Here is a 26884-nt window from a genome sequence, read left to right as displayed (position 1 = left end):
AGTTCCGCCGTCTGCTCGATCTCGCCATCGAGCGCGCGGGACAGCACCTCGTACTCGTGGCGGACGTTGCGCAGCTTTCCGGGGTCACTGATATTCGCCGCCTTGATCTCCAGGATCGTGAGCTTGTCGATCAGTTCCCCGGGGGCAACGTCGATCTTCATGGCCATGGGTCTCCTGCCGGGAGCGGCCGTATCCCGCTCCTCATTCTGGTCAACGGCCGCAGGTCTTAGCACAGGCGGCGTGCGGACGCCTAGGGAGGCTGCGCCGATCCGCCTGCCCCGAAAGGTTCCCTGCCGGGTACCGTTTTCGCTTCCTATAGTTCAACGCATTCAGATATCTTTATATATGCAGTGACTGGAACTCACAGGGGGCGAATCGTGGCCAAGGGTAGCTACATCTTCACGAGCGAGTCGGTGTCGGAGGGACACCCCGACAAGGTGTGCGACCGGATCTCGGACGCCATCGTGGATCTGTATCTCGGCCACGACCCGCAGGCGCGTGTCGCCGTCGAAACGCTTTCGACCACCAATCACATCGTGCTCGCCGGCGAGGTCCGCGGGCCCGCCTCCATAACCCCGGACCTGATCGAGCAGGTGGCGCGCAGTGCCGTGCGCGACATCGGCTACGAGCAGGACGGTTTCCACTGGCAGACCGCGAAGGTCGATATCCTCGTGCATGCACAATCCGCCGACATCGCGGTCGGCGTGGATGCCGCCGGGAACAAGGACGAGGGTGCCGGCGATCAGGGCATCATGTTCGGCTATGCCTGCCGCGAGACCGAGGCGCTGATGCCGGCGCCGATCCACTTCTCCCACGCGATCCTGAAGAGCCTGGCCGAGGCGCGCCATTCCGGCGCCGCCCCTATGCTCGGTCCCGACGCCAAGAGCCAGGTCTCGCTGCGCTACGAGAACGGCCGGCCGGTCGGCGCCACCTCCGTCGTCGTGTCGACCCAGCACGACGCGAGCGTCAGCCAGGAGGAGGTGCGCGAGATCGTTCGTCCGCACGTGCTGAACGTCCTGCCGGAAGGCTGGATGTGCCCGGAGCCCGAGTTCTACGTCAACCCGACCGGCCGTTTCGTGATCGGCGGCCCCGACGGCGATGCTGGCCTGACCGGGCGCAAGATCATCGTCGATACCTACGGTGGCGCTGCCCCACATGGTGGCGGCGCGTTCTCGGGCAAGGACCCGACCAAGGTCGACCGCTCGGCAGCCTATGCCGCGCGCTACCTCGCCAAGAACGTGGTCGGGGCCGAACTGGCCGAGCGCTGCACGATCCAGCTCGCCTACGCGATCGGCGTGTCGAAGCCGCTGGCGGTCTACATCGATACCCACGGGACGGGCCGCGTCGATGAGGAACGTCTCAGCCACGTGCTGCAGGAACTGGTCAACCTCAGCCCGCGCGGCATCCGCGAGCATCTGGGCCTCAACAAGCCCATCTATGCCCGCACCTCGGCCTACGGGCATTTCGGCAGGTCCCCGGAGACGGACGGCGGCTTCTCCTGGGAAAAGCTGGACCTCGTCCCGGAGCTGCGCAGCTATTTCGGCTAAACCCGAGGCGGGCGTCCGTCAGCGGACGCCCGCGAGCAGGGCCTCGGCGGCACGGACGACCTTCTCGACCGGGAGGGACCCCATGAGACTCTCCGAAGCTTCGGGGTCGGCCTCCAGGATCGGCCGCAACTGCTCGTATGGGCGATCGGTCTGGACGAAGCCGGCATTCGTTCCCCACGGGCGGTAATGGAAAGCCGGTGTCGGTCCGAAGAGGCCGAGCGTCGGCGTGCCTACCGCCGCCGCCAAGTGCATCTGCCCGTTGTCGTTGCCGACGTAGAGCGCCGCTCGTTCGATGACGGCGGCTGCGTCAAGGATTGGCACTCCGTCGAGCAGGTCGAGCCTGCGGTCGGCGGGCACGAGCGCCAGCAGTGGCTCGGCGGAGGGCCGCTCGTTCGGAGCGCCCAGCACCGCCACACGGCCGCCGGGCAACGGGCCGTCCGGAGCCGTCAGGCGTAACGCCAGTTCGGCAAACCGTTCCGGATCCCACTGCTTGTGGCGGTGGGTCGCTCCCGTACCGAGTGCGAGCACCGGCGGACCGTCAGGCACCAATTCGACCGCGCGTGCGCGCTGGGCCGGGCCGAGCCATATCCGGGGTGGCGGCGGAGGATCGACGCCGAGAACCCGGCCCACCTCCTCGACCCGATGGACCCGGCCGGGCATACGCCGGAGCCGACGTACCGCTCGCGCCAGGACCAAGCGTGAAACGGCGGAATTGCGCAGGTCCACGACCAAATCCCAGCGGGTGCCGGCAACCTGACGCCACAGGTCCAGCCAGTGGCGATGGTGGCGACGCTTCACCAGCGGCAATATGCGCTCGATCCCCGGCGCTTCGGCAAGCAGGGGAATACAGCTCCTGCCGCAGGCGACGGTCAGACGTGCCCCGGGCACCGTCTCGGTCAGATGGGCGATCAGGCCGCTCGCGAGGATGAAATCGCCGATCCGGTCATTGCCGATGAAAAGAATTTTCAAGGAAAGGGTCCGAAAGACGTCTGCACGGTGGGTACCACTCCCGTATGCCCGCCCTGGCCGATGCTTTCAAGCCGGACGAGCGGGGCGAAAAAATTCTCGTCTCTCGTACGGAATCGCGCCCCTCGCCACCATATCCAGAACCGAACGAACCGATGAGCGGAAGCGCGACATGGAACCGACGGAAGTCCTCGACGACGGCTATGTGATCCTGGAGGACAGGGGTGTCCTCGCGGTCGACGGCCCGGACCGTAAAGCGTTCCTGCAGGGCTTGGTTTCCAACGATGTCCTGAAGGTGGGACCGGAACGCGCCGTGCATGCGGCGCTGCTGACGCCCCAAGGCAAGTATCTGCATGATTTCTTCATCCTCGAGCGTGGCGAGACGCTGCTGCTGGACTGCGAGGCCGCCCGGATCGAGGATCTGAAGCGGCGACTGCGCATGTACCGCCTGCGCTCGAAGGTCGCGGTCGAGGACCGCAGCGCCGATTGGATGGTCGCCGCCCTGATCGGCGACGGCGCGTTCGAGCGGCTCGGCGTCGCCAGGGAATGGGGAGCGGCGCGCGCACTGGCGGACGGGGTCGCCTTCGCCGACCCGCGGCTGCTTCAACTCGGCGTCCGCGCGGTGCTGCCGCATGCGACGGCCACCGATACGCTCACGACTGCCGGTCTGCGGCCGGTCGGCCGTGACGCCTACGAGGCTCTGCGCCTCGCCGAGGGCGTACCCGAAGGCAGCCGCGACCTAGTGGTCGAGAAGTCCATCTTGCTGGAGAGCAACTTCGACGCGCTCAACGGCATCGCCTGGGACAAGGGCTGCTACATCGGGCAGGAGCTGACGGCGCGAACGCGCTACCGCGGCCTGATCAAGAAACGGCTGCTGCCCGTTCGCGTCGAGGGACCGCTGCCCGAACCCGGAACGCCGGTGCTGCTCGACGGGCGCGAGGTCGGCGAGGTCCGCAGCGGGTTCGGCGACGCGGCGCTGGCGCTGCTGCGGCTGGAGGAGATCGCCAAGGCCGCCGAGCAAGGCATGCCGCTGACCGCCGGCGGCGCGACGCTCGTACCGCGCCGGCCGGACTGGCTCACGCCTTGAGAGCATCCGCGAGGCGGGCGGAGGCGGCGGCGTCGGGCGGCAGGCCGAAGCGCAGCCAGCGCGGATGCGCGTCGAAGGCACGCGCCAGGATGCCGCGCCGACCGAGCGCCTCGAACAGCGCGCCGGCCCGATCGGTTTCCACGAGCCGGTAGAGGTCCGTGCCGCCGAGCACGGACAGGCCATGGGCGGCCAGCAATGCGTCGAGTTGGGCGGACGCCTCCGACAGCCGCTCGCGGGTGGTTCGCGCCCAGGCCTCGTCGCCGAGGGCCAGGCGGCCGATCTCGATCGCCGGGCCGGAAACCGCCCAGGGGCCGAGGTCGGCTTCCAACCGGCGCAACAGCCCGGTGGCCCCCAACGCGAAGCCGAGCCGCAGCCCGGCCAACCCGTAGAACTTCCCGAACGAACGCAAAACGCACAAGCCGTCCATGCCGGCAGCCCCCGCGACGCTGACTTCCGGCGTCACCTCCGCGAAAGCCTCGTCGACGACCAGCAGCCCGCCCCGGCGCGCCATGATCGCCGCGAACGCGACCAGGTCACCGGCCGGCAGGCGTCTTCCGTCGGGGTTGTTCGGGTTGGTCGCGACGACCACGTCGAAGCCGCCCTCCGGGAGCGTCGGGACGACCTCGACCTCGTGCCCGGCGAGACGCCAGCAGCGTGCATGCTCCGCATAGGTCGGGCCGAGCACGGCCACGCGGCACCGATCCCTGTGGAAGGGTAGCCGCTGGATCAGCGCCTGCGATCCCGGCGCCGCGAGAACGACGGCAGAATCCGGAGCGCCGTAGGCCCGGGTGGCGGCCCGCAGCAGAGTATCCATCGAATCGCGGCCGGGCAGCCGCACCCAGGCGTCGGCAGCCAATGCGGGAACCGCATAGGGCCAGGGATTGATCCCCGTCGAGAGATCGATCCATCCGCCGGCCGGGGTCCCGAAGCGGTCGGCTGCCTCGGCGAGCCCGCCGCCATGGTCGCGCACTTTCTCGCTAGAGCGAAACGTGGAGAGTGTGGACGTCGGGGTTGTTTCCATGCGACCTTGTCGACGCAACTGAAGCGGCACGGTTCCGCGCGGGCCGCAAGGCTCCGCGGTGAAAAGGGAACACGGTACGGCACGGCTGTAAAGCATCCGGCCAATCCCGTGGCTGCCCCCGCAACTGTGTGTGGTGAGTCGCTGCCGATCCTATGTCACTGGCCGGTCCGCCGGCTGGGAAGGCGGGCAGCCGACGGCGATCCACGAGCCAGGAGACCTGCCTGCCGTTCGTTGTCTGAAACCCGGGCGGGGTGCACCGGGGGAGGAACTCGTGGACCGGCGGTCGTGCGTCGCCGGGGCGCCGTCACAGGCGCCGTCCCAATGTCTCCTTCCGCCGGCCCGGCCGCACTGACGAGGAGGAGACGGGAATGTCCGAGAAGCTCGGGGTCATGATCTGCGGCCACGGCAGCCGCGACCAGGGCGCGGTGGACGAGTTCGCCGCCGTCGCGCAGCTTCTGCGTGACCGGCTGCCTTTCGATGCGGTCGAGTACGGCTACCTGGAGTTCGCCCGCCCCATCATCCGCGAAGGGCTGGACCGGCTGCGCGCCCGGGGCGTCACCCGCGTGCTGGCGGTGCCCGGCATGCTGTTCGCGGCCGGCCACGCCAAGAACGACATCCCTTCCGTGCTCAACACCTACATGGCCGAGCATCCGGAGATGACGATCCAGTACGGGCGCGAGCTCGCGATCGACCTCAAGATGCTGCAGGCGGCCGGCGCGCGCGTCGGCGAGGCGCTGGCGCGCGCCGGCGACCATGTGCCCAGGCACGAGACGCTGCTGGTCGTGGTCGGGCGCGGCTCGTCCGACCCGGACGCCAACTCCAACGTCGCCAAGGTCACCCGCATGCTGTGGGAGGGCATGGGCTTCGGCTGGGCCGAGACCGCCTATTCCGGGGTCACCTTCCCGCTGGTCGAGCCGGCGCTGGAGCACGTGGCCCGACTCGGCTACCGGCGGGTCGTCGTGTTCCCCTATTTCCTGTTCACGGGCATCCTGGTACGCCGCATCTACGACCACGCCGACATCGTCGCGGCCCGGCATCCGGAAATCGAGTTCGTCAAGGCCCCGTACCTGAACGACCACCCCCTCGTGCTGGAGACCTTCGAGGAGCGCATCCGCGAGATCCTGGAAGGCACGGGGAACATGAACTGCCAGATGTGCAAGTACCGGGCGCAGGTCCTGGGCTTCGAGGCCGAGGTGGGGCTGGCGCAGGAGAGCCACCACCACCACGTCGAGGGCATCGGCGCCGGTGACGGGCATTCGCACGACCACCACCACGAACACGACCATCATCATCACGACCACGACCACGACCACCATCACCGCCATCATTCTCACGACCACGGGCACCACCATCACCCGTACCCCCATGCCGACCACCCGCACGGGCCGGTCAGCCTGAAGCGGATCGAGGGGGCCGGCGGCGCGTGATGGAGTATCTGCGCGACCCCGCGGAGATCTATCGGCGGTCCTTCGCCACCATCGAGGCGGAGGCGGATCTGGGCCGGTTCGCGCCCGGGATCGCCGGCCTCGCGCGCCGGCTGATCCATGCCTGCGGCATGGTCGACCTGGCCGACGACATCGCCTTCTCGCCAGACGTCGCGGCGCGGGGCCGCGAGGCGCTTCTGCGGGGCGCGCCGGTCATCGTGGACGCGCGGATGGTCGGCGCCGGGATCATGACGCGGCACCTCACCGCGGGCTCGGAGATCGTGTGCACGCTCGACGACCCGGCGGTGCCGGGGCTCGCGGGCGAGCTGGGGACGACGCGCTCGGCCGCCGCGGTCGAGCTGTGGATGCCGCGCCTCGAAGGCGCCGTGGTCGCGATCGGCAACGCGCCGACGGCGCTGTTCCACCTGCTGGAACTGCTGGACCGGGGCGCGCCGCGCCCGGCGGCCCTGCTCGCCTTCCCGGTCGGCTTCGTCGGTGCGGCCGAGTCCAAGGAAGCGCTGGCCGCCGATGCCCGCGGCGTGCCCTTCGCGACGGTGCGCGGGCGGCGCGGCGGCAGCGCGATGGCGGCGGCGGCGGTCAACGCGCTGCTTCTGGAGGGCCGGGAATGACGGCCTGGCTCGCCGTCGTCGGCATCGGCGAGGACGGGCTCGGCGGCCTGTCGGAAGCGGCCAGGCGCCTGGTAGAGGGATCGGAAGTGCTGATCGGCGGCGAGCGCCACCTCGCCATGGTGCCGGACGGCCCCGCCCGGCGGGAACGCCTCGCCTGGCCGTCGCCGCTGTCGGCGCTGGTGGAACGCATCGTCGAGCGGCGCGGACGACGGGTCTGCGTGCTCGCGAGCGGCGATCCGATGTGCTACGGCGTCGGCGTCACGCTGGCCCGCCGGGTGTCGTTCGAGGAGATGACGATCCTGCCGGCACCGGGCGCCTTCGCGCTCGCCTGCGCCCGGCTCGGCTGGCCGCGGGCGGAGATCGACACGCTGACCCTGCACGGGCGGCCGATCGAGCTGCTGCACGCCCATGTCCAGCCGGGCGCGCGGCTGCTGGTGCTGAGCGCCGACCGCACCACCCCGGAAAGCGTCGCCGCCCTGCTGCGCGAGCGGGGCTACGGGCCGAGCCGGATCGCGGTGCTGGAACATCTGGGCGGCCCGCGCGAGCGGATCTTCGAGGCGACGGCAGAGAGCTGGGCGGCGGATGCGGACCCGGCCGACCTCAACACGATCGCGGTCGAGTGCCGGCCGTCGCCGGGCACGGTCCCCCTGCCCCGCGTCCCCGGCCTGCCGGACGAGGCCTTCCGCCACGACGGGCAGATGACCAAGCGCGAGGTACGGGCGGCGACCCTGGCGGTACTGGCGCCGGTTCCCGGGCAGGTGCTGTGGGACGTCGGCGCCGGCAGCGGCTCGATCGCGATCGAATGGGCGCGCGTCCATCCAACGTCGCGCGCGGTCGCGATCGAGCGCCGGGCCGACCGGCTGGCCGCGATCGCCCACAACGCCCATGCGCTCGGCGTGCCCCATCTGCGCATCGTCGAGGGCGAGGCGCCCGAAGCACTGGCCGGGCTGCCCCGCCCGGACGCGGTCTTCATCGGCGGCGGGCTGACCGCCCCCGGAGTGGCGCAGGCCTGTTGGGACGCGCTCGGCCCCGGCGGGCGGCTGGCCGCCAATGCCGTGACGGTCGAGGGCGAGCACGCGCTGTTCGAGCTGCGCGAGCGCATCGGCGGCACCCTGGTCCGGCTGGCGGTCAGCCGGGCCGAACCGGTCGGCGGGTTCACGGGCTGGCGCCCGATGATGCCCGTGACCCAGCTCTCGGTGACGAAGACGTGAACGGTACCCTCCACGGCCTGGGCATCGGCCCCGGCGATCCCGAGCTGATCACGCTGAAGGCGCTGCGACTGCTGCGCGCGGCCGCGGTGGTGGCCTATCCGGCGCCCGAGAACGGCGACAGCCTCGCGCGCGAGATCGTCGCCGGGCACCTGCCGGGAGGGCAGATCGAGGTCGCGATCCGGATGCCGATGCGGGTCGAGCGCTTCCCGGCGCAAGAGGTCTACGACCGCGCCGCCGCCGAGCTCGGCCGCCATCTGGAGGCCGGGCGCGACGTCGCGGTGCTGTGCGAGGGCGACCCGTTCCTCTACGGCTCGTTCATGTACCTGTTCGGGCGCATGGCGGAACGCTTCCCGGTCCGCGTCGTCCCGGGCGTGTCGTCGCTGACGGCATGCGCCGCGGTGCTCGGCGCGCCGCTCGCCGCGCGCAACGACGTGCTCTCGGTACTGCCGGCGCCGCTGGACGCCGGCGTGCTGCGCGAGCGCCTCGCCGCCGCGGACGCGGCCGCCGTCGTCAAGCTCGGCCGCCACTTCGCGAAGGTGCGGACGGTGCTCGATGAGCTCGGCCTCGCCGGGAATGCCCGCTACGTCGAGCGGGCGACGATGGACAGCCAGCGCGTGCTGCCGCTGTCGGAGGTCGAGCCAGGCTCGGTCCCCTATTTCTCGATGATCCTCGTCCACAAGCGCGGTGAGGCCTGGTCGTGAACGCACCCGTCTTCGTGGTCTTGTCGCAGCGGGGCCTCGAGCTCGCCCGCGGGCTCGCCGCCGTGGTCCCCGGAGAGATCCACGGGCTGGAAAGCCGCGTCCGGGACGCCGACCGCGGCTTCGAGGCCGCGGCGGCCCATCTGGGCCGGCTGTTCGCCGAGGGGACGCCCATCGTCGGCGTCTGCGCGGCGGGCATCCTGATCCGGTCGCTCGCACCCCATCTCGCCGACAAGCGGGCGGAACCGCCGGTCGTGGCGGTGGCCGAGGACGGCAGCGCCGTCGTGCCGCTGCTGGGCGGCCATCACGGAGCCAATGCGCTGGCCCGGCGGCTGGCCGACGCGCTCGGCACCGTCGCGGCCGAGACGACGGCCGGCGACGTCCATTTCGGCGTCGCGCTGGACGAGCCGCCGGCGGGATGGCGGCTCGCCAACCCCTTCGACGCCAAGCCTTTCGCCGCGGCGCTGCTGGCGGGTGCCGGATGCCGGATCGAGGGGCAGGCGCCGTGGCTCGCGCAGTCGGCGTTGCCGCTCGACCCCGCGGGCGCGCTGGTGCTGCGTGCGACCGAGCGCGTGGAGCCCGGCTCGCCGGAGCGCTTGGTCTACCATCCGCCGCTGCTCGCGGTCGGGATCGGCTGCGAGCGCGGAGCCGCCCCGGACGAGGTCGCGGCACTGGTGCGGGATACGCTGGACGAGGCGGGGCTGGCAGCCGGCGCGGTGGCGCTCGTCGCCTCCATCGACGTCAAGGCGGACGAGCCGGCCGTGCATGCGGCGGCGGACCGGCTGGGCGTCCCCGCCCGCTTCTTCGACGCCGCCCGGCTGGAAGCCGAGGCGCCCCGGCTGGCGAACCCGTCGGAGGTCGTGTTCCGCGAGGTCGGCTGCCACGGCGTGGCCGAGGGGGCGGCGCTGGCCGCCGCGGGGCCGGACGGGGAGCTGGTCGTGCCGAAGCGGCGATCGGCCCGGGCGACCTGCGCCGTCGCGCGCGCCGCGGCACCGATCGACCCCGCCGCCGCGGGCCGGGCGCGCGGCCGGGTCTCGATCGTCGGCATCGGCCCGGGCAACCCCGACTGGCGAACGCCGGAGGCCGACCGCTGGCTGGCGCGGGCGACGGACCTGGTCGGATACCACCTCTACCTGGACCTGCTGGGCCCGGCCGCGGCCGGCAAGCGGCGCCACGGCTACGAGCTGGGCGCGGAGGAGGAGCGCGCGCGCATCGCGCTCGACCTCGCGGCACTCGGCAAGGAGGTGGCGCTGGTGTCGAGCGGCGACGCCGGGATCTACGCCATGGCGACGCTGGCGTTCGAACTGGTCGAGCACGGCGGCAGGGAGGACTGGCGGAGGATCGAGCTGGCGGTGACGCCCGGCATCTCGGCGCTGCAGGCGGCGGCGGCGCGCGCGGGGGCGCCGCTCGGCCACGACTTCTGCACGATATCGCTGTCCGACCTGCTGACGCCCTGGGACGTCATCGAGCGTCGCATCCGCGCAGCCGCCGCGGGCGACTTCGTGGTCGCGGTCTACAACCCGGTCTCGCGCCGGCGCACGACGCAGCTCGCGGAGCTGCGCCGCATCCTGCTGGAGCACCGGCCGGCCGCCACGCCGGTCGTGCTCGCGCGCAACCTCGGCCGCGACGGCGAGCAGGTGCGCGTGATCGACCTGGAGGCGCTGGACGCGTCCGAGGTCGACATGCTGACGCTGGTGCTGGTCGGCTCGTCCGAGACGCGAAGGGTCGCGCGCGGGGACGGCGGGTGCTGGGTCTACACGCCGCGCGGCTATGCCGCCAAGCGGCAGGAGGAGGGGCGATGACGGTTCATTTCATCGGCGCGGGACCGGGGGCGCCGGACCTGATCACGGTGCGCGGCCGCGACCTGATCGCGCGCTGTCCGGTGTGCCTTTACGCGGGCTCGCTGGTGCCGCCGGAGATCGTCGCCCATGCCCCGGCCGGGGCGCGCGTCGTCGACACCGCGCCGATGACCCTGGACGAGATCGTCGGGGAGATCGAGGCCGCGCACGCGGCCGGGCACGATGTCGCGCGCGTGCATTCCGGCGACCCGTCGATCTACGGCGCGATCGGCGAGCAGATGCGCCGCCTGGAGACGCTCGGCATCCCCTACGACATCACGCCGGGCGTGCCCGCCTTCGCCGCCGCGGCGGCGCTGCTCGGCACCGAGCTGACCCTGCCGGAGGTGGCGCAGACCATCGTCGTGACCCGCACCGCGATGAAGGCGTCGCCGATGCCGAACCGCGAGACGCTCGCGGTGCTGGGCGCGTCGGGCGCCACGCTGGCGATCCATCTCTCGGTCCGCAACCTCGCCCACATCGTCGCGGAGCTGTCGCCGCTCTACGGCGCCGACTGCCCGGTCGCGGTCGTCTACCGGGCGAGCTGGCCGGACCAGCTCGTGATCCGCGGCACGCTCGCCGACATCCGCGCCAAGGTGCGGGAGGCCAAGATCACGCGCACGGCCCTGGTGCTGGTGGGCCGGGTGCTCGACCCGGGCGAGTTCCGGGACAGCGCGCTGTACGACCCGGCCCATGTCCACGTCCTGAGGCCGGAGCGCCGTCAGGCATGAGGAGGCGGGAGCGCCGCCAGCCAGTCCAGCGCGCCTTCGGCCGAGGGCACGCGCGGGCCGGGCGGCGGCCCGGGCCGGCGGACCATCACGACCGGCAGTCCGAGCCGGCGCGCGGCGGCGAGCTTGGCGCCGCTCCCCTCGCCGCCGGCGTTCTTCGCGACGATCCAGCCGATGCGGTGCCGCGCCAGCAGCGCCAGCTCGTCCTCCAGGCGGAACGGGCCGCGGCCCAGCACCAGCTCGTGGCGGGCCAGCGGCGGCGGTGCCTCGGGCGGGTCGACGACGCGCAGCAGGAACCACGTGTCCGGCCGGCCGGCGAAGGCGTCCAGCTCCTGACGGCCGACCGCGAGGAAGACGCGGGCGCCTGCCGGGAGGAGGCGCGCCGCCTCGGCCATGTCCCCGGCGTCCAGCCAGCGGTCGCCGTCCTGCCGGGTCCAGGCCGGGCGCAGCAGCATCAGCCGGGGCGTCGGGCGCAGGCGGCACGCCCGCTCGGCGTTGGCGGAGATCGTGGCGGCGAAGGGATGCGTCGCGTCGACCAGCGCGTCGATCCGCTCGGCGTCCAGGAAGGCGGCCAGCCCCTCGGGGCCGCCGAAGCCGCCGATGCGCACGCGGCCGGCCGGCAGCGCGGGCCTGGACGTCCGCCCGGCGAGCGAGGTCAGCACGTCGTGGCCGGCCGCGACCGCCCCGCCCGCGAGGGCCGACGCCTCCGCGGTGCCGCCGAGGATCAGGACGCGCAGGGCCACGGCTCAGGGCCCCGCGCGGCCGGCGAGGCCGCCGCGGCGGTCGAAGACCACGACGTCCACCCCGGTGCCGCAGCCGTCCAGCACGTCGAGGGCCGCCGCGCGCGCATGCGCGGCGACGAGGTCGGCGAGCGGCAGGCCGGCGGCGGCCGCGAGGTCCAGCACCTCCTTCGCGGTGTTGGCGCCGTGCGCGCGGGCCACGAGGCCGCCATCGGCGCCCAGCTCGGCCAGACGCTCGGCCAGCCAGGCGAAGTCGACCTGGCTGCGGCCGGAATGGAGGTCGAGGAAGCCCTGGCCGAGCTTCGTGATCTTGCCGAAGCCCCCTGCTATGGTCAGGCGCGGCAGCGGATGGCGTCGCAGGTATTTCAGCAGCCCGCCGGCGAAGTCGCCCATGTCGAGCAAGGCCAGGTCGGGCAGGCCGAACAGGCGCCGGACCGCCTGCTCGGAGGTCGAGCCGGTCGAGCCGGCGACGTGGCCGATGCCGTTCGCGCGCGCGACGTCGATCCCACGGTGGATGGAATGGATCCAGGCCGAGCAGGAGAAGGGCACCACGACCCCGGTCGTGCCCAGCACCGACAGCCCGCCGACGATGCCGAGGCGCGGGTTCCAGGTCTCGAGCGCGAGGCGCTCGCCGTCGGCGATCGAGATCTCGACCACGACGTCGCCGCTGCCGCCGCAGGACGCCGCGACCTCGGCCACCGCGGCGCGCATCATCTCGCGCGGGACCGGGTTGATCGCGGGCTCGCCCGGCGGGACCGGCAGGCCGGCCCTGGTCACCGTGCCGACGCCGGGCCCGGCGCGGAACACGACGCCGCCGCCCGCAGGGCCGGGGCGCACGGTCGAGAGCACGAGCGCGCCATGGGTCACGTCGGGATCGTCGCCGGCGTCCTTGACGACGCCCGCGGTCGCGGCCGACGGGTCGAGCGCGTGGCGGGCGAGCGCGAAGGCCGGGCGCTCGCCGCGCGGCAGCAGGATCTCGACCGGGTCGGGAAAGGCGCCGGTCAGCAGCGCGGTGTAGGCGGCCTTGGTCGCGGCGGTCGCGCAGGCGCCCGTCGTCCATCCCCGCCTCAGCGGCCCTTGCGGCTTCTCGACCATGTCCGGTTTATAGGCCCCCAACGGCGGTTTGCCCAGCGGAGCGCGGCATGAGCACGGAACTTCCATCCACCCTGGACCTGCCGGTGTTCGAGCCGGGCTGGGTCTGGCTCGCGGGGGCCGGCCCGGGCGACCCGGGGCTGCTGACGCTGCACGCGCTGAACGCGCTGCGCCAGGCCGACGTGCTGGTCTACGACGCGCTGGTCGGCCCCGCGATCCTGGACCTCGCGCGGACGGACTGCGTGCGGGAATACGCCGGCAAGCGCGGCGGCAAGCCGTCGCCCCGCCAGCCCGACATCTCGCGCCGGCTGGTCGAACTGGCGCGCGACGGCCTGCGGGTGCTGCGCCTGAAGGGCGGCGACCCGTTCGTGTTCGGCCGCGGCGGCGAGGAGGCGCTGACCCTGGTCGAGCACCGCGTGCCGTTCCGCATCATCCCCGGCATCACCGCCGGCATCGGCGGCCTCGCCGCCGCGGGCATCCCGGTCACGCATCGCGACGTCAACCACGCCGTCACCTTCCTGACCGGCCACAGCGCCACCGGCCTCGTGCCCGAGACGGTGGACTGGGAGGCGCTCGGCCGCGGCTCGCCGGTGATCGTGATGTACATGGCGCTGAAGCACATCGCCCTGATCGCGGACCGGCTGACCGCCGCCGGACGGTCGGCCGACGAGCCGGTCGCGGTGATCGCGGATGCGACCCTGCCGAGCCAGCGGGTGCTGGAGACGACGCTCGGCCGCGCGGCCGCCGACATCGAGGCGTCGGGCATCGAGCCGCCGGCCATGGTCGTGGTCGGCCGGGTGGTCGAGCTGCGGCGCGCGCTGGCGGGTGCTGGACCGTGAGCGCGCCGGGCATCGTCGTCGCGGCGCCGGCGTCGGGCTCGGGCAAGACGGTCTTCACGCTCGGCCTGCTGCGCCGGCTGCGCGCCGACGGCGCGGCCGTCGCGTCGTGCAAGGTCGGGCCGGACTACATCGACCCGCGCTTCCACGAGGCGGCGAGCGGGCGGCCCTGCCCCAACCTCGACCCGTGGGCGATGCGGCCGGGCACGCTGGCCCGGATCGCCCGGGCCGCCGCGGGCGGCGCGGAGCTGCTGGTCGTCGAGGGGGTGATGGGGCTGTTCGACGGGGCCGCGGACGGCACCGGCTCGACCGCCGACCTCGCCGCCGCGATGGGCTGGCCGGTCGTGCTGGTGCTGGACGTGCGCGCCCAGGCGCAGTCGGCGGCGGCACTGGTCCACGGCTTCCGCGGCTTCCGGCCGGACGTCGAGGTCGCGGGCGTGGTGCTGAACCGGGTCGGCGGCGCGCGGCACGAGGAGATGCTGCGCGCCGCACTCGCCCCGCTCGGCCTGCCGGTGCTGGGCGCCCTGCCCCGCGCCGCCGACCTGGCGTTGCCGGAACGCCATCTCGGCCTGGTGCAGGCGATGGAGCATGCGGACCTGGACGGGTTCCTCGACCGCGCGGCGGCGCTGGTCGGCGCGCATGTGGACATGGCGGCCCTGCTCGCGCTGGCGCGGCCCGGCGGCTTCAAGCCCGGCGATGCGGCGGAACCGGCGCTGGCGCCGCCGGGCGGGCGGATCGCGCTCGCCCGCGACGAGGCGTTCGCCTTCGCCTATCCGCACCTGCTGGACGGCTGGCGAAGTGCCGGGGCGGAGATCCTGGCGTTCTCGCCGCTGGCCGACGAGGCGCCGGACCCGGACGCGGACGCGGTGGTGCTGCCGGGAGGATATCCGGAGCTGCACGCCGGGCGGATCGCGGCGGCGGCGGGGTTCCTCGGCGGGCTGCGCCGGGCGGCGGCGCGCGGGGCCTTCGTCTACGGGGAGTGCGGCGGCTACATGGTGCTGGGCCGCGGGATCGAGGACGCGGACGGGGCCCGCCACGCCATGGCCGGGCTGCTGCCGGTCGAGACCTCCTTCGCGCGCCGGCGCCTGCATCTGGGATACCGCCGGGCGACCGCGCTCGCCGACCTGCCCTTCGCCGCCAGGGGTGCGGTGCTGCGGGGCCACGAGTTCCACTACGCCAGCGTCGCGGGCGAGCCGGCCGCGGCGCCGCTGTTCGCCGCCGCGGACGCGCGGGGCGCCGACCTCGGCCCGGCGGGGGCGCGGGCGGGATCGGTGTGCGGCTCCTTCCTCCACCTGATCGACCGGTCGTGATGGAAGAGCACGCGCTGATCCTGCTGCTGGCGCTGCTGCTGGACGCGACCTTCGGGGAGCCGGCGCTCCTGTACGCGCGGGTGCCGCATCCGGCCGTGCTGCTGGGCCGCCTGGTCGGCGCGCTGGACCGCGGGCTGAACCGCGAGGGCATGGCGGCGCCGGCACGGCGCGCGGCCGGCGTCGCCTCGGTCGCGCTGCTGGTGCTGGCGACGGCGCTGCCGGCCGCGGTGCTGTCGGCCCTGCTGTCGGCGCTGCCGGCGGGCTGGGTCGTCGAGGCGGCGCTGGCCAGCACGCTGGTCGCGCAGCGCAGCCTGTACGAGCACGTCGCCGCGGTGGCGGACGCCCTGGAGCGGGGCGGGCTGGCGGCCGGGCGGCGCGCGGTGTCGATGATCGTCGGCCGCGACCCCGAGAGCCTGGACGAGGCGGGCGTGGCGCGCGCCGCGATCGAGTCGTGCGCGGAGAACTTCTCCGACGGGGTCGTGGCGCCGGTGTTCTGGTTCGCGCTGCTGGGCCTGCCGGGGCTGGTGACCTACAAGGCGATCAACACCGCCGACAGCATGATCGGCCACCGCACGCCGCGGCACGAGGCGTTCGGCTGGGCGGCGGCGCGGCTCGACGATGTGGTGAACCTGGTGCCGGCGCGCCTTTCGGGGCTGCTGGTGGCGCTGGCCTCCCCGCTCGCGGGAGGGGCGCGGCCCGGCGCGGCGCTGGACGCGATGCGCCGCGACGCGCGCCACCACCGCTCGCCCAATGCCGGCTGGCCGGAGGCGGCGATGGCGGCGGCACTCGGCCTGGCGCTGGCGGGGCCGCGCCGCTATGCCGGGCGGACGGTCGAGGACCGCTGGATGAACGCCGCCGGCCGGCGCGACGCCGGCGCCGCCGACATCCGCCGGGCGCTGGCGGTGCTGGTGACGGCCTGCCTGCTGCAGGGCACGGCGGTGGTGACGCTGGCGGCGCTCTGAACGCCCGGGATCAGCGCCGGACCAGGTCGACGCTCACGGTGATGATCATGTCGATCGGGTCTCCGGGGCGGTGGCTGCACGGCAGGGCCAGGCGGTCGTAGGCGACGACGTGGTCGTCCTCGACCAGGGTGATCCTGTGGACCATCGGCGCCGCCTCGTCGATCAGGTCCAGGTAGGTGGCGGCGGTCGCCCGGGCGACCGCCGGATAGGGATGGTCGCGCACCTGCCCCGCCAGCGTGCGCTCCGGCTGGTCCTTCCAAGTCTTGAATTGGCCGTGGAAGAGGATGGGCCAGTCCAGCGGATCGCCGGCGGTCACCTGTATGATGCAAAGGCGGCCGGTCGGTATGCGGTCGTCGTCGAGCAGCAGCCGGATGTCGCGCCGGGACCTGTGGAGGACGCCTTCCGGCGCGTGCTCCCTCCAGAAATCCAGGACCTGGAGCAGCTGGGGGTCGCCGATGTCCCCGACCGGATAGCGCGACGCGAGCGTGGGATGACGCGGCCGTCCGGCCGGCGCCGGCGGGGCGTCGGAAGCCGGCGCCGCGGCGGGCCTGCGGCGCGCGGGCGGAGGTGCGGCGCCCGCGCCGGACATCGACCTGCACTGGTCCGCGATGGTCTGCGCGAGCTCCTCGTTCGAGCGCGACGCGGTCAGGGCGTCGGCCAGCAGCCAGTAGAGGGTCACGACCCGGACCAGCTCGGCGGTGATCCGCGGACGGCCGGCGCCGCGTTCCGACCGGATCATCGGGCCGGCGCCCTCGGCCAGCCATTCGAGGGAGACGTCGTGGGGCGTGGCCAGACGCGCGAGCACCTCGAATCTCGGGTCGGCGCCATTGCGCTCGTAGTCGCGCAGGCGATCGGTGGAGATCCCCGCCACCTCGGCCGCGGCCGCACGGGAGGGATAGAGGTCCAGCATGCGGCTCATGCGGCCGGCGAAGCCGTCGTCCACCCTCATGGCGGTCACGTCCTGCCCGACGCGGAGACGGTCAGCAGCGTGTCCACCTCGCCGCCGGGCACCCGGCTGGAGGGAAAGGCGACCCGGTCGTAGATCACCGCCATGTCCGGACCGAACATGGACAGCCGGTGGACGACGGGCGCCTTCGCAGCCAGGACGTCGGCATAGCTGTCCGCCGTCGCACGGGCGAGTGCCGGCCACGGCAGCCCGCCGACCCGGTATGCCGGAGGGCGTTTGCCGGCACGCCAGTCCGCGAAACCCCAGCCGTGATAGACGATGGGCCAGTCGAGCGGGTCCGGCCCGATCATCTGGATGACGGTCGCGCGCGCGCTGTTCAGGCGGGGATCCGTCAGCACGCGTTCGAGCGACCGCTCGGCCCGGACCAGGACGCCGGAGGGGGCCACGTCGCGCCACAGCGCGAGCGCGCTGAGGAGACTGGGATCGACGACCCGCTCGACGGGATACCGGGCCGCGAGCGCGGGGCCGACGAAGCCACGTCGCGCGAGCGGAACGATTTCGGCCTCGGTCTTCACGGTCGGGTCCGCCGGCCGACGCTCAGGTGCCGCCGTCGTGCCGGACGTCGGCCCGGCGGTCATGCGTCATGGTCCCGATATTGGTGAGCAGCCTGTCGGCGAAGAACCAGGCGGCCCGCTCCTCGCCCCGCATCAGCTCGCACTGGTCCGCGATCAGGCGCGCCAGATCCTCGGCCGGCCGGGGCTGATCGAGCACCTCGTTCGCCGACAGCCAGTAGAGAACGACCGCGCGGATCAGGTCGGGCGTGATGACGTCGCGGTCGGGAGAGCCGCCTTCCGCCCCTTCCACATACATCGGCCGGCACCCGGTCGCGAGCCAGTCGAGACTGACGCCGCGGGCGGCGGCCAGGGACACCATCGAACGGAAACTCGCGGCCGATTGCCCGAGCAGATAGCGCCGGAGCTGGTCCGTCGACACGCCGGCCGCGGCGGCAGCCTCGGAACGACTCGCGAACAGGCGCACGACCGCGTTCAGGCGGCCCGTGAACCCATCCGCGTCCGGTGCATCCGACGACGCGGTCACGGACATTTCGTGTCTCGGAACTCGAGCGGGGAATCTGACATAACGGATCATTCATGCGCTTTCCGGACAAGGTCAAGCCCGCAGTAAGAGCACAATGCCGTTGACGACCCGGCATTTTCGCAGCATGGTTGCCGAACAGCACGGCTTTTTGCACATCGGCGCCGGCTTGGAACGGCAAATCCGCGGGCTATCCGTAACTCGAGGCACTGTCCACCCGTGATGGCGGGCATGTGCGCAGCCTCTCCGCACGGTGAACATGACGACGCAAGGCAACGGCGGTTCATATTCCGGAAGCCGCTTTTCCCCCGATCGCAACCTCAGCCGGACGGTGCACATGCCCGACGGGCGGCGGCGGCGCGTCAAGTTGGAAATGGCCTTCTGGTGCAGCATTGATCAGATGCTCCAGGACGAGGGGATCGGGCTGCCGGACCTGATCACCATGGTGGAGACCCTCCCCTATCCGGAGTACCCGAAGTCGGTCCCCTTGCGGCTGCGGAGGCTGGTGCTCGACTACTACCGCGAAACCTCCACGCGCCCGGCCATGGTGATACCGAGCCACCGCAGACAGAAGGCGCCCGAGGCCGCAGCCAAGGGCAAGGGCAAGGCCAAGGGCAAGGCCAAGACCAAGACCAAGGCCAGGGGCAAGGGCGAGGTCGTCCCGTTCGACGAGTTCCAGCGGCGGCGCGACGACTCGTAGCGGCGGGGCGACTCGCAGCGGCGGGGCGCCATCAGGTCTTGGGCGTGCGCAGCGGGCGGCCGTCGATGGGGTCGAGGCCGCGGGCGCGGCGGCTCTCGATCAACTCGTCGCGGTAGTAGTCGCCGAGGCCCCAGGGATAGTTGCGGACGTCGTAGTCGTCGGGCAGGTGGCCGTTGTGGTCCTCCATCAGCCGGAACACCGCGTCGGCCGCCTTGCGGCAGCGCGTGATCGACGGCAGCCAGGTCTCGGCGTCCCGCAGCAGGTCACTGATCCCCTCCAAGTTCTCGGGCGCGTCCAGCGGTCCCCGCAGCGGCGCATGGGCCAGCGGCAGCGGCGGCATCGCCGGCGGCGCGCCGTCCTCCGACAGGTCGGCCGGGTCGAAACCCGGGTCGCGGCGGTTGGCGCCGTCCCACTCCTCCATCAGGGTCCCGATCGGGTCGGGCTCGTCCTCGAAACCCTGGGCGATGCGGATCGCGCGCAACGCGTCGGTGCGGTCGCCGGCCGCCAGCGCCGAGTCGAGGACGCGGAGGAGGCGCGACATCAGCATCGTGCGCAACACCCGGTTCTGGTTGCGGCAGGCGGACGCGATCTCGGCCAGGCGGACCGTCACCTCCGGTTCGGCCAGCAGCTCTCCGGCGCAGGCCTTCGCCCTCTCCCACGGGAAGCCCGCGAGACGGGCGGCGGCGGTCGGAGGCAGGCCGGACGCGACGTGGCGGCAGAACGCCTCGCGGCGCGGCGGCAAGGTGCCCTCCCCGACGATCGGAGCCGGCTCGGGCGCCACTTTGGGCTGGCGGGGTTCGAAGGGAATCGGGGCGAACGCCATTACCTGGGCTCCACGTCCTGAGGGTCGATCAACGTAGGATAGTTGTCTTACATCAGGACGTCAAGCTCGCTGGTGAGGCCCTTCCTGTGCCCCCTCCTGGGCCAAGGAGAGGAGGCGCCCGGCATCGAGGTGGCGCTCGATGTGGTCGGCGAGGCGGTCCAGGGTCGCGTCGACCTCCACGTCGTAGGTCAGGCCGCTCGCCGCGCGCTCGCGGATCGCCGACAGGAAGGCATGGCGGAAGCCGTCGGCGGCGAACAGGCCGTGGACGTAGCTGCCGCAGACGCGGCCGTCGGGAGAGACCGCCCCTTCCGGACGCCCGGCGACCTCCAGGAACGGGTGTCGCAGGGCCGCGCCCGCCGTCCGGCCGATATGCATCTCGTAGCCGCGCACCGGCTCGCCGGAGGCGAGGTGGCGGCCCTGGACCTCGGCCAGGGTCTTGGCGCCGGCCAGCACCGTGTCGAGGTCGAGCAGGCCCAGCCCCTCGACCTCGCCGGGCGGGCCCTCGGTGCCGTCGGGATCGGCGAGCCGGCGGCCCAGCATCTGGAGGCCGCCGCAGATGCCGAGCACCCGGCCGCCCCGGCGCAGATGGGCGCGCAGGTCGAGGTCCCAGCCCTGGGCGCGCAGGAAGGCGAGGTCGGCGATCGTCGCCTTGGAGCCCGGCAGCAGCACGAGGTCGGCATCGCCCGGCAAGGCGCGGCCGGGCGGCACCATCTCCACCGTCACGTCCGGCTCCAGGCGCAACGGGTCGAGATCGTCGAAGTTCGAGATGCGCGCCAGCATCGGCACCGCGACCTTGATCCGCCCCCCGGCCGCGGTGCCGAGGCCGGACAGCGCCAGCGCGTCCTCCGCCGGCAGCCGGCCGGCATCCGCGAACCACGGCAGGATGCCGAGCGGGGCCATGCCCGTGCGCCCCTCGACGATGCGCATGCCGTCCTCGAACAGGCCGGGGTCGCCGCGGAACTTGTTGACGAGGAAGCCCTTGAGGCGGCTGCGCTCGGGCTCCGGCAGCAGGACATGGGTCCCGACCAGGCTCGCGATGACGCCGCCGCGGTCGATGTCGCCGATCAGGACCACCGGCAGGTCCGCCGCCTCGGCGAAGCCCATGTTGGCGATGTCGCCCGCGCGCAGGTTCACTTCCGCCGCACTGCCCGCCCCTTCGACCAGGACGAGGTCGGCTTCGGCGCGCAGGCGGCCGAAGCTTTCCAGCACCGCCGGCAGCAGCTCGCGCCGGCGGCGCTGGTACTCGCGCGCCGGCATCGCGCCGACCACGCGCCCGCGCAGCACGACCTGGGCGCCGATCTCGGTCTGCGGCTTGAGCAGGACCGGGTTCATGTCCACGGTGGGGGCGACGCCGCAGGCGCGCGCCTGGAGCGCCTGGGCACGCCCGATCTCGCCGCCGTCCGCGGTCACGGCGGCATTGTTGGACATGTTCTGCGGCTTGAACGGGCGCACCGTCAGGCCGCCGCGGGCGAACAGGCGGCACAGGCCGGCGACGACGAGCGACTTGCCGACGTCGGAGCCGGTGCCCATGAACATCAGCGCGCGCCCGGCCATGGCGCTAGGCCCCCGCCGGCGGCGAGGCGGCGGGTGCGGGCCGAACAGGAGCAATGCGAATATCCCCCTCTCCCGTGCAACGGGAGAGGAGTTCATGTCTGCGCCCGCAGGGGGGGAGTTCCTCGCCTTTCCCGGGGTCGGACGACGCAAACACCCTAGAACTCGATTCCGGCCTGGGCCTTCACGCCGGAGCGGAAGGGATGCTTGATCATCGTCATCTCGGTCACGAGGTCGGCGACCTCCAGCAGCTCGTCCCGGGCGCCGCGGCCGGTCACGATCACATGGGTCTGCGCGGGCTTGTCGCGCAGCGCGTCGACCACCTCCTCGACCGGCAGGTAGTCGTAGCGCAGCACGATGTTCAGCTCGTCCAGCAGCACCATGCGGTAGGCGGGGTCGGCGATCATGCGCTTCGCCTCGTCCCAGGCGGCGCGCGCGGCGGCGATGTCGCGCGCGCGGTCCTGCGTCTCCCAGGTGAAGCCCTCGCCCATGGTCCGGATCTCGACCTGGTCGGAGAAGCGCTCCAGCACGACGCGCTCGCCGGTCTCCCAGCGGCCCTTCACGAACTGGACGACGCCGATCCTGAAGCCGTGGCCGATCGCCCGCGTCACCATGCCGAAGGCCGCGGTCGACTTGCCCTTGCCCTTGCCGGTATGGACGATCACCAGCCCCTTCTCGACCGTCTTGGTCGCGATCAGGCGGTCGCGCGCGGCCTTCTTCTTGGCCATCTTCTCGGCGTGGCGGGCGTTGATCTCCGCCTCGGTCATGCCCTCGGTCTTCATTCCCCCTCCCCCGGCCTTCCGGCCATCTCCTTGAGCGCGACATGCGCGGCGTTCGAGCGCGGACGCCACAGGTTGCGCTCCTGCGCTTCCAGCAGGCGTTCGGCCATCTCCCGGAGCGCGGCCGGGTTGGCTTCCGCGAGGAAGCCGCGCACCGCGTCGTCGCCGAGATAGGCGTCGAACACGGCATCGAAATGGTGGTCGCGCACGCAGCGCGCGGTGGCCGCGAAGGCGAACAGGTAGTCCACCGTCGCCGCCATCTCGAACGCGCCCTTGTAGCCGTGGCGCATCACGCCCGCGATCCATTTCGGGTTGACGACCCGGCCGCGGACCACGCGGGCCACCTCCTCCTCGAGCGTGCGCACGCGCGGGCTCTCGGGGCGGGAATGGTCGTTGTGGAAGACGGCGGGGTTCCTGCCCGAAAGCGTGCGCACCGCGACCGCGAGGCCGCCCTCGAACTGGTAGTAGTCGTCGCTGTCGAGCAGATCGTGCTCGCGGTTGTCCTGGTTGTGGAGCACCAGCTCGACCGAGGCGAGGCGCTCCTCGAACAGGGACCGCTCGGCGGCGCCCACGGTGCCGCCGCCATAGGCGTAGCCGCCCCAGGCGAGATAGGCGTCGGCGAGGTCGCGCTCGTCGGACCAGCCGCGCTCGTCGATCAGCGCCTGCAGGCCGGCCCCGTAGGCGCCGGGGCGCGAGCCGAAGACGCGGAAGCCGGCGCGTCGCGCCGCTTCGTCGGGCGGGGCGCCGGCGGCGACGAGGCGGTCGCGGTCGCGGCGCACGCGGGCGGCGAGCGGGTTCATCTCCTCCGGCTCGTCCAGGGCGGCGACGGCGCGGGCGGCCGAGTCGACGAGGTCGATCTGGGCCGGGAAGGCGTCGCGGAAGAAGCCGGAGACGCGCAGGGTCACGTCGACCCGCGGCCGGTCGAGCACGGAGGCCGGCAACACCTCGAACCCCGTCACCCGGCCGCTGGCCGCGTCCCAGGTCGGGCGCACCCCCATCAGGGCCAGCGCCTGGGCGACGTCGTCGCCGCCGGTGCGCATGTTCGCCGTCCCCCAGGCCGAGAGCGCCAGCGCGCGCGGCCAGTCGCCATGCTCCTGGACGTAGCGCTCGACCACGAGGCTGGCCGACTTCCAGCCGAGATGCCAGGCGGCCGGCGTCGGCACGGCGCGGGTGTCGACGGAGTAGAAGTTGCGGCCCGTCGGCAGCACCTCCGGCCGGCCGCGGGTCGGAGCGCCCGACGGTCCCGGCGCCACGAGGCGGCCGTCGAGCCCGCGCAACAGCCCCTCGATCTCGGCGCCGCCGCAGGCGGTCACGGCCGGGCGCAGGACCGCGGCGACGTGGTCGAGCACGGCCGCCGTGCGGCTCCAGGCCGGATCGGGAGCGGCCTCGCCGGAGACGAGGCGCAGGGCCAGCAGCTCCAGCCGCTCGACCGTGTCGCCGGCGGTGCGCCAGGGATCGGCGCCCACATCGGCGAGCGCCGCCGGGCGCGGGCCGGTCCAGGGCGCGGCCATGGCCGCGTCGAGCGGGTCGAAGCCGGGGCCGAGCGCGAGATCGGCGGCGAGCGCGCGCACGATGGAGGCGTCGGCCCCCTCCCCCCGCCCGCGCGGCACGCGGGTCAGCGCGACCAGCAGCCCGTCGAGCAGCCCGCCCTCCGGCGAGACGCCGAAGACGTGGAGGCCGTCGCGGATCTGCAGCTCCTTCAGTTCGCACAGGTGGTTGTCGAGCTTGGCCAGCGCGGCTTGCGGGTCGTCGTCGCCGGCGATGCCGCAATCCACGTCGAGGCCGGACGAGGCGCTGAGCTCCAGGATGCGCTCGCGCAGGACCGGCAGGCGGCGGGGATCGACGGAGGCCGCCTCGAAATACTCGTCGACCAGCATCTCCAGCTCGCGCAGCGGCCCGTAGCTCTCGGCGCGGGTCAGCGGCGGGGTCAGGTGGTCGATCACGACCGCGGCGGCGCGGCGCTTGGCCTGGGTGCCCTCGCCGGGATCGTTGACGATGAAGGGATAGAGATGGGGCAGCGGGCCCAGCGCCGCCTCGGGGAAGCAGTCCTGCGACAGGGCCAGCGACTTGCCCGGCAGCCATTCGAGGTTGCCGTGCTTGCCGAAATGGATGAGGGCGTCGGCGCCGAAGCCCTCGCCGCCGGCCGCGCGCAGCCAAGCGTAGAAGGCGAGATAGGCATGGGGCGGGACCAGCGCCGGGTCGTGGTAGCTGCGCACGGGATCGAGGTTGTAGCCGCGCGCGGGCTGGATCGCGACCGCGACGCCGCCCAGCACCAGGGCCGGCAGCAGGAAGCGGCCGTCCCGCACGAAGGGATCGGCCTCCGGCTCGCCCCAGCGCGCGGTCACGGCTTCGCGCACGGATGCCGGCAGCGCCGCGAGGAAGCGGCGATACGCGGCGAGGTCCAGCGTCTCGCGGACGCCGCGCTCGTCCAGGCGGGCGAGGTCGTTGGTGACCCCGGCCGAGAGTGCCGCGATCAGGGCCGGCGCGTCCGGGACCGGGTCGGGGAGCGGGTATCCGGCGGCGGCCATCGCGCGCAGCGCCTCGACCACGCCGGCAGGCGTGTCGAGGCCGACGCCGTTCGCGAGCCGGCCGTCCTTGTTGGGGTAGTTGGCGAGCACGATCGCGACGCGGCGCGCGGCCGGCGGCGTGCGGCGCAGCCGGGCCCAGGCGGCGGCGAGCCGGGCGGTGAACGCGACGCGGTCGGGGACCGGGCGGTAGGCCATCACCCAGCTCTGGGTCGGCTCGTGGCGGCGCTGCTCGGCCTTGAAGCTGACGGCGCGGGCGAGGATGCGGCCGTCCAGCTCCGGCAGGGCCACGTTCATCGCGATGTCGCGCGCCGACAGGCCGGTGGTGCCGGCGCGCCACGCCGCCTCCGAGCCGCCGGAGAACACGACCTGGAGGACCGGGCAGTCGGCCGCGTCCAGGGGCGAGCGGGCGCCGGGCCGGGTACCGCCGGGCTGGGCGCCGGGCTGGGTACCGCCGGGCTGGGCCACCGCGAAGGCGGTCGCGTTCAGCACCACGTCGGGCGGGGCGGCGTCCATCAGCTCGCCCAGGATGCCGGCGGCGAGCGGGTCCTTGAGGCTGGTGAGGGCGACCGGGAGCGGGTTCAGCCCCTCGGCGCGCAGGGCCTCGACCAGGGCGTCGACGACGTCGAGGTTCGCGGCCTGGACGAGTGCGCGGTAGAAGACGAGGGCCGCGACCGGGGCGCCCGGGCGCCAGTGGCGGCGCAGCGCGTCGAGGTCGGGCCGATCCTCCCCCGGCCAGTAGAGGCCGGCCTTCAGCAGCGGCGCCGGTTCGCGCCACTCGCCGGGATGGCCGGCGAGCGTTCCGGCATAGCGCAGGAACTGGCAGGCGTTCTCGATCCCGCCCTGGACGAGGTACTGCCACAGCCGGTGGCAGGCTTCGGCCGGCAGGGTGCCGTGGCGCGCCAGCTCGGGGTCGGGCTGGTCGTCGCCCGGCAGGACGGCCAGGGCCACGCCGTCGCGCCGGCAGGCCTGGGCCACCTGCTCCAGCCCGTAGGGCCAGTAGCGCGCACCGCCGAGCAGGCGCAGCACGACCAGCCTGGCCCGCGAGACCACCCGCTCGACATAGAGGTCGACCGACAGGTTATGGCCGAGCTGGAGCAGGCTGGCGAGGCGCAGGCTCGGCCCCCCCGGGCCGAGGCGGTCATGCGCCGCGGCGAGGCAGGCAAGCTCGGTGTCGGCGGCGGAGACGACGACGATCTCGCCCGGGGTCTGGGCGAGGTCGACCGCCTCGCTGCCGTCGTCGACGGTGCCGGGCTGCGCCGCGAGGAGATGCATCGCGCCGGCTCAGCCCGCCAGGACCGCTTCGACCGCGGCGCGGTCGAGCCCGTGCAGGCCGATCACGACGAGCTGGCTGCGCGGCGTCTCGCCGGGCTTCCAGGGCCGGTCGTAGTAGCGCTGGATGCGGTCGCCCACGCCCTGGACGACGTGGCGCATCGGCTTGCCCTCGACGTTGAGGAAGCCCTTGACGCGCAGGATGTCGTGGGCGGCGACGGCGGCGAGGATGCGGCGCTCGACCTCGGCCGGGTCGGTCACGGGGCCGAGCGGGACGACGAAGCTGTCGAACTCGTCATGGTCGTGGTCGTCGTCGCCGTCGTGGTGGGAGGGGCGCGAGTCCAAATCGTCCTCGGCCGCGGCGCCGAGGCCCAGCAACACGCGCGGGTCGACCGCGCCCTGGGAGGAGACGACGGTCTTGACTGCGGGACGCAGATGGGCGGCCACCGTGCCGGCGACGCGGTCGAGGGTGGCGGCGTCGACGCGGTCGGCCTTGTTGAGGACGACCATGTCGGCGCACTGGATCTGTTCCTCGAACAGCTCCTCCAGCGGGCTCTCGTGGTCGAGGCCGGGGTCCTGCTCGCGCTGGGCCCGGACGCTTTCGGGGTCGCTGGCGAAGCGGCCGGCGGCGACCGCCTCGGCGTCGATCACGGCGACGACGCCGTCGACGGTGACGCGGGTGCGGATCTCGGGCCAGCCGAACGCCTTGACCAGGGGCTTGGGCAGGGCCAGGCCCGAGGTCTCGATCACGATGTGGTCGGGCGGCTCGGGCCGGGCGAGCAGGGCCTGGATGGTCGGCAGGAAGTCGTCGGCGACGGTGCAGCAGATGCAGCCGTTGGTCAGCTCGACGATGTCCTCCTCGCGGCAGGTCTCGTCGCCGCAGCCGGCCAGCAGCTCCCGGTCGACGCCGAGGTCGCCGAACTCGTTGATGACGAGGGCGAGCCGCCGGCCGCCGGCATTGGCCAGCAGGTGGCGGATCAGGCTGGTCTTGCCCGCGCCCAGGAAGCCGGTGACGACGGTGGCGGGGATCTTCTGGCTCACGCTCGACGCATCCTTCCGGTGGGGCGGCGGACGGCGGGAGCGGGACGGCGCGAGCGGACGCGCGCCGCACCGCCGGTACACCCCGCCCGGCGCACTTCATCTCTC

General features: G+C 73.3%; 24 protein-coding genes and 1 riboswitch. Of the genes, 12 read left to right on the top strand and 12 right to left on the bottom strand.

The window, feature by feature from the left end:
• Nucleotides 1–377 precede the first annotated feature (377 nt).
• Entirely contained in the window at nt 378–1547 is a 1170-nt protein-coding gene (gene metK / locus VGO20_RS28440; protein ID WP_327505801.1) for a methionine adenosyltransferase, read from the top strand.
• A gap of 18 nt (nt 1548–1565) precedes the next feature.
• Here the strand turns inward: metK and VGO20_RS28435 are convergent, their stop codons facing one another.
• Entirely contained in the window at nt 1566–2516 is a 951-nt protein-coding gene (locus tag VGO20_RS28435; protein ID WP_327505800.1) for a glycosyltransferase family 9 protein, read from the bottom strand.
• 169 nt (nt 2517–2685) lie between these two features.
• Here VGO20_RS28435 and ygfZ point away from each other — a divergent pair, with 169 nt between their 5' ends.
• On the top strand, nt 2686–3600 hold the full coding sequence (ygfZ, locus tag VGO20_RS28430; RefSeq protein ID WP_327505799.1) for a CAF17-like 4Fe-4S cluster assembly/insertion protein YgfZ: 915 nt from the start codon (nt 2686–2688) through the stop codon (nt 3598–3600).
• Here ygfZ and cobD read toward each other — a convergent pair.
• Nucleotides 3590–4570 carry a threonine-phosphate decarboxylase CobD gene (cobD, locus tag VGO20_RS28425; protein ID WP_327505798.1) on the bottom strand — a complete coding sequence of 327 codons (981 nt, stop codon included), beginning with the start codon at nt 4568–4570 and terminating at the stop codon, nt 3590–3592. The two genes, ygfZ and cobD, sit on opposite strands and share 11 nt — an antisense overlap.
• A 62-nt stretch (nt 4571–4632) precedes the next feature.
• A riboswitch (cobalamin riboswitch) is annotated at nt 4633–4860 on the top strand.
• Between the two features lie 129 nt (nt 4861–4989).
• Between cobD and VGO20_RS28420 the strand changes: the two genes are divergently transcribed.
• From VGO20_RS28420 to cobM, 6 genes are read left to right on the top strand one after another with little or no spacing between them, the layout of a single operon-like run.
• A complete protein-coding gene (locus VGO20_RS28420; protein WP_327505797.1) occupies nt 4990–6048 on the top strand; it encodes a sirohydrochlorin chelatase in 1059 nt (352 codons plus the stop codon).
• The gene (locus tag VGO20_RS28415; protein WP_327505796.1) at nt 6048–6674 is read left to right on the top strand and encodes a precorrin-8X methylmutase; all 627 of its coding nucleotides are present in this window, start codon (nt 6048–6050) and stop codon (nt 6672–6674) included. The genes VGO20_RS28420 and VGO20_RS28415 overlap by 1 nt, the downstream gene beginning before the upstream one ends.
• Nucleotides 6671–7885 (top strand): precorrin-6y C5,15-methyltransferase (decarboxylating) subunit CbiE, encoded by a 1215-nt coding sequence (gene cbiE / locus VGO20_RS28410; RefSeq protein ID WP_327505795.1) that lies wholly within the window; start codon nt 6671–6673, stop codon nt 7883–7885. The genes VGO20_RS28415 and cbiE overlap by 4 nt, the downstream gene beginning before the upstream one ends.
• A complete protein-coding gene (locus VGO20_RS28405) occupies nt 7882–8586 on the top strand; it encodes a precorrin-2 C(20)-methyltransferase (RefSeq protein WP_327505794.1) in 705 nt (234 codons plus the stop codon). The genes cbiE and VGO20_RS28405 overlap by 4 nt, the downstream gene beginning before the upstream one ends.
• Nucleotides 8583–10385, top strand: coding sequence for a precorrin-3B C(17)-methyltransferase (gene cobJ, locus VGO20_RS28400; RefSeq protein ID WP_327505793.1), 1803 nt, complete (start codon nt 8583–8585; stop codon nt 10383–10385). The genes VGO20_RS28405 and cobJ overlap by 4 nt, the downstream gene beginning before the upstream one ends.
• Nucleotides 10382–11149, top strand: a complete 768-nt coding sequence (gene cobM / locus VGO20_RS28395) for a precorrin-4 C(11)-methyltransferase (protein WP_327505792.1) — start codon at nt 10382–10384, stop codon at nt 11147–11149. The genes cobJ and cobM overlap by 4 nt, the downstream gene beginning before the upstream one ends.
• On the opposite strand, the gene VGO20_RS28390 is transcribed toward cobM, so the two are convergent.
• Together VGO20_RS28390 and VGO20_RS28385 are read right to left on the bottom strand one after the other, a co-directional pair.
• Entirely contained in the window at nt 11140–11889 is a 750-nt protein-coding gene (locus VGO20_RS28390) for a cobalt-precorrin-6A reductase (protein ID WP_327505791.1), read from the bottom strand. The two genes, cobM and VGO20_RS28390, sit on opposite strands and share 10 nt — an antisense overlap.
• 3 nt (nt 11890–11892) lie before the next feature.
• Nucleotides 11893–12981: a cobalt-precorrin-5B (C(1))-methyltransferase gene (locus VGO20_RS28385; RefSeq protein WP_327505790.1), complete on the bottom strand. Its 1089-nt coding sequence runs from the start codon at nt 12979–12981 to the stop codon at nt 11893–11895.
• A gap of 47 nt (nt 12982–13028) precedes the next feature.
• On the opposite strand from VGO20_RS28385, the gene cobA reads away from it, so the two are divergent.
• Genes cobA through cbiB form a run of 3 tightly spaced genes read left to right on the top strand, consistent with a single transcriptional unit; the run spans nt 13029 to nt 16086 of the window.
• The gene (gene cobA / locus VGO20_RS28380) at nt 13029–13817 is read left to right on the top strand and encodes a uroporphyrinogen-III C-methyltransferase (protein WP_327505789.1); all 789 of its coding nucleotides are present in this window, start codon (nt 13029–13031) and stop codon (nt 13815–13817) included.
• On the top strand, nt 13814–15124 hold the full coding sequence (locus VGO20_RS28375) for a cobyrinic acid a,c-diamide synthase CobB (RefSeq protein ID WP_327505788.1): 1311 nt from the start codon (nt 13814–13816) through the stop codon (nt 15122–15124). The genes cobA and VGO20_RS28375 overlap by 4 nt, the downstream gene beginning before the upstream one ends.
• The gene (gene cbiB / locus VGO20_RS28370) at nt 15124–16086 is read left to right on the top strand and encodes an adenosylcobinamide-phosphate synthase CbiB (RefSeq protein WP_327505802.1); all 963 of its coding nucleotides are present in this window, start codon (nt 15124–15126) and stop codon (nt 16084–16086) included. Before VGO20_RS28375 ends, cbiB begins: the two co-directional genes overlap by 1 nt.
• A 10-nt stretch (nt 16087–16096) precedes the next feature.
• On the opposite strand, the gene VGO20_RS28365 is transcribed toward cbiB, so the two are convergent.
• Genes VGO20_RS28365 through VGO20_RS28355 form a run of 3 tightly spaced genes read right to left on the bottom strand, consistent with a single transcriptional unit; the run spans nt 16097 to nt 18091 of the window.
• Entirely contained in the window at nt 16097–17035 is a 939-nt protein-coding gene (locus tag VGO20_RS28365; RefSeq protein ID WP_327505787.1) for a helix-turn-helix domain-containing protein, read from the bottom strand.
• A 5-nt stretch (nt 17036–17040) separates the two neighbouring features.
• Nucleotides 17041–17631 (bottom strand): hypothetical protein, encoded by a 591-nt coding sequence (locus VGO20_RS28360; protein ID WP_327505786.1) that lies wholly within the window; start codon nt 17629–17631, stop codon nt 17041–17043.
• Nucleotides 17591–18091 (bottom strand): helix-turn-helix domain-containing protein, encoded by a 501-nt coding sequence (locus VGO20_RS28355; RefSeq protein ID WP_327505785.1) that lies wholly within the window; start codon nt 18089–18091, stop codon nt 17591–17593. Before VGO20_RS28355 ends, VGO20_RS28360 begins: the two co-directional genes overlap by 41 nt.
• Nucleotides 18092–18488: 397 nt before the next feature.
• Here VGO20_RS28355 and VGO20_RS28350 point away from each other — a divergent pair, with 397 nt between their 5' ends.
• On the top strand, nt 18489–18788 hold the full coding sequence (locus tag VGO20_RS28350) for a hypothetical protein (RefSeq protein WP_327505784.1): 300 nt from the start codon (nt 18489–18491) through the stop codon (nt 18786–18788).
• Between the two features lie 31 nt (nt 18789–18819).
• Here the strand turns inward: VGO20_RS28350 and VGO20_RS28345 are convergent, their stop codons facing one another.
• From VGO20_RS28345 to cobW, 5 genes are all read right to left on the bottom strand, one after another.
• Nucleotides 18820–19611: a terminase small subunit gene (locus VGO20_RS28345; RefSeq protein WP_327505783.1), complete on the bottom strand. Its 792-nt coding sequence runs from the start codon at nt 19609–19611 to the stop codon at nt 18820–18822.
• 60 nt (nt 19612–19671) lie between these two features.
• A complete protein-coding gene (locus VGO20_RS28340; RefSeq protein WP_327505782.1) occupies nt 19672–21165 on the bottom strand; it encodes a cobyric acid synthase in 1494 nt (497 codons plus the stop codon).
• Nucleotides 21166–21320: 155 nt separating this feature from the next.
• Entirely contained in the window at nt 21321–21944 is a 624-nt protein-coding gene (gene cobO / locus VGO20_RS28335) for a cob(I)yrinic acid a,c-diamide adenosyltransferase (RefSeq protein WP_327505781.1), read from the bottom strand.
• The gene (cobN, locus tag VGO20_RS28330) at nt 21941–25741 is read right to left on the bottom strand and encodes a cobaltochelatase subunit CobN (RefSeq protein ID WP_327505780.1); all 3801 of its coding nucleotides are present in this window, start codon (nt 25739–25741) and stop codon (nt 21941–21943) included. The genes cobO and cobN overlap by 4 nt, the downstream gene beginning before the upstream one ends.
• Before the next feature lie 9 nt (nt 25742–25750).
• Nucleotides 25751–26779: a cobalamin biosynthesis protein CobW gene (cobW, locus tag VGO20_RS28325; protein ID WP_327505779.1), complete on the bottom strand. Its 1029-nt coding sequence runs from the start codon at nt 26777–26779 to the stop codon at nt 25751–25753.
• Nucleotides 26780–26884: the final 105 nt, after the last annotated feature.

Source organism: Arenibaculum sp. (genome assembly GCF_035998295.1).
Taxonomy (GTDB): Bacteria; Pseudomonadota; Alphaproteobacteria; order Azospirillales; family Azospirillaceae; genus DASYHS01.
Note: the sequence above shows the minus strand (reverse complement) of the source record. Positions and strands in the feature narration are given on the sequence as shown.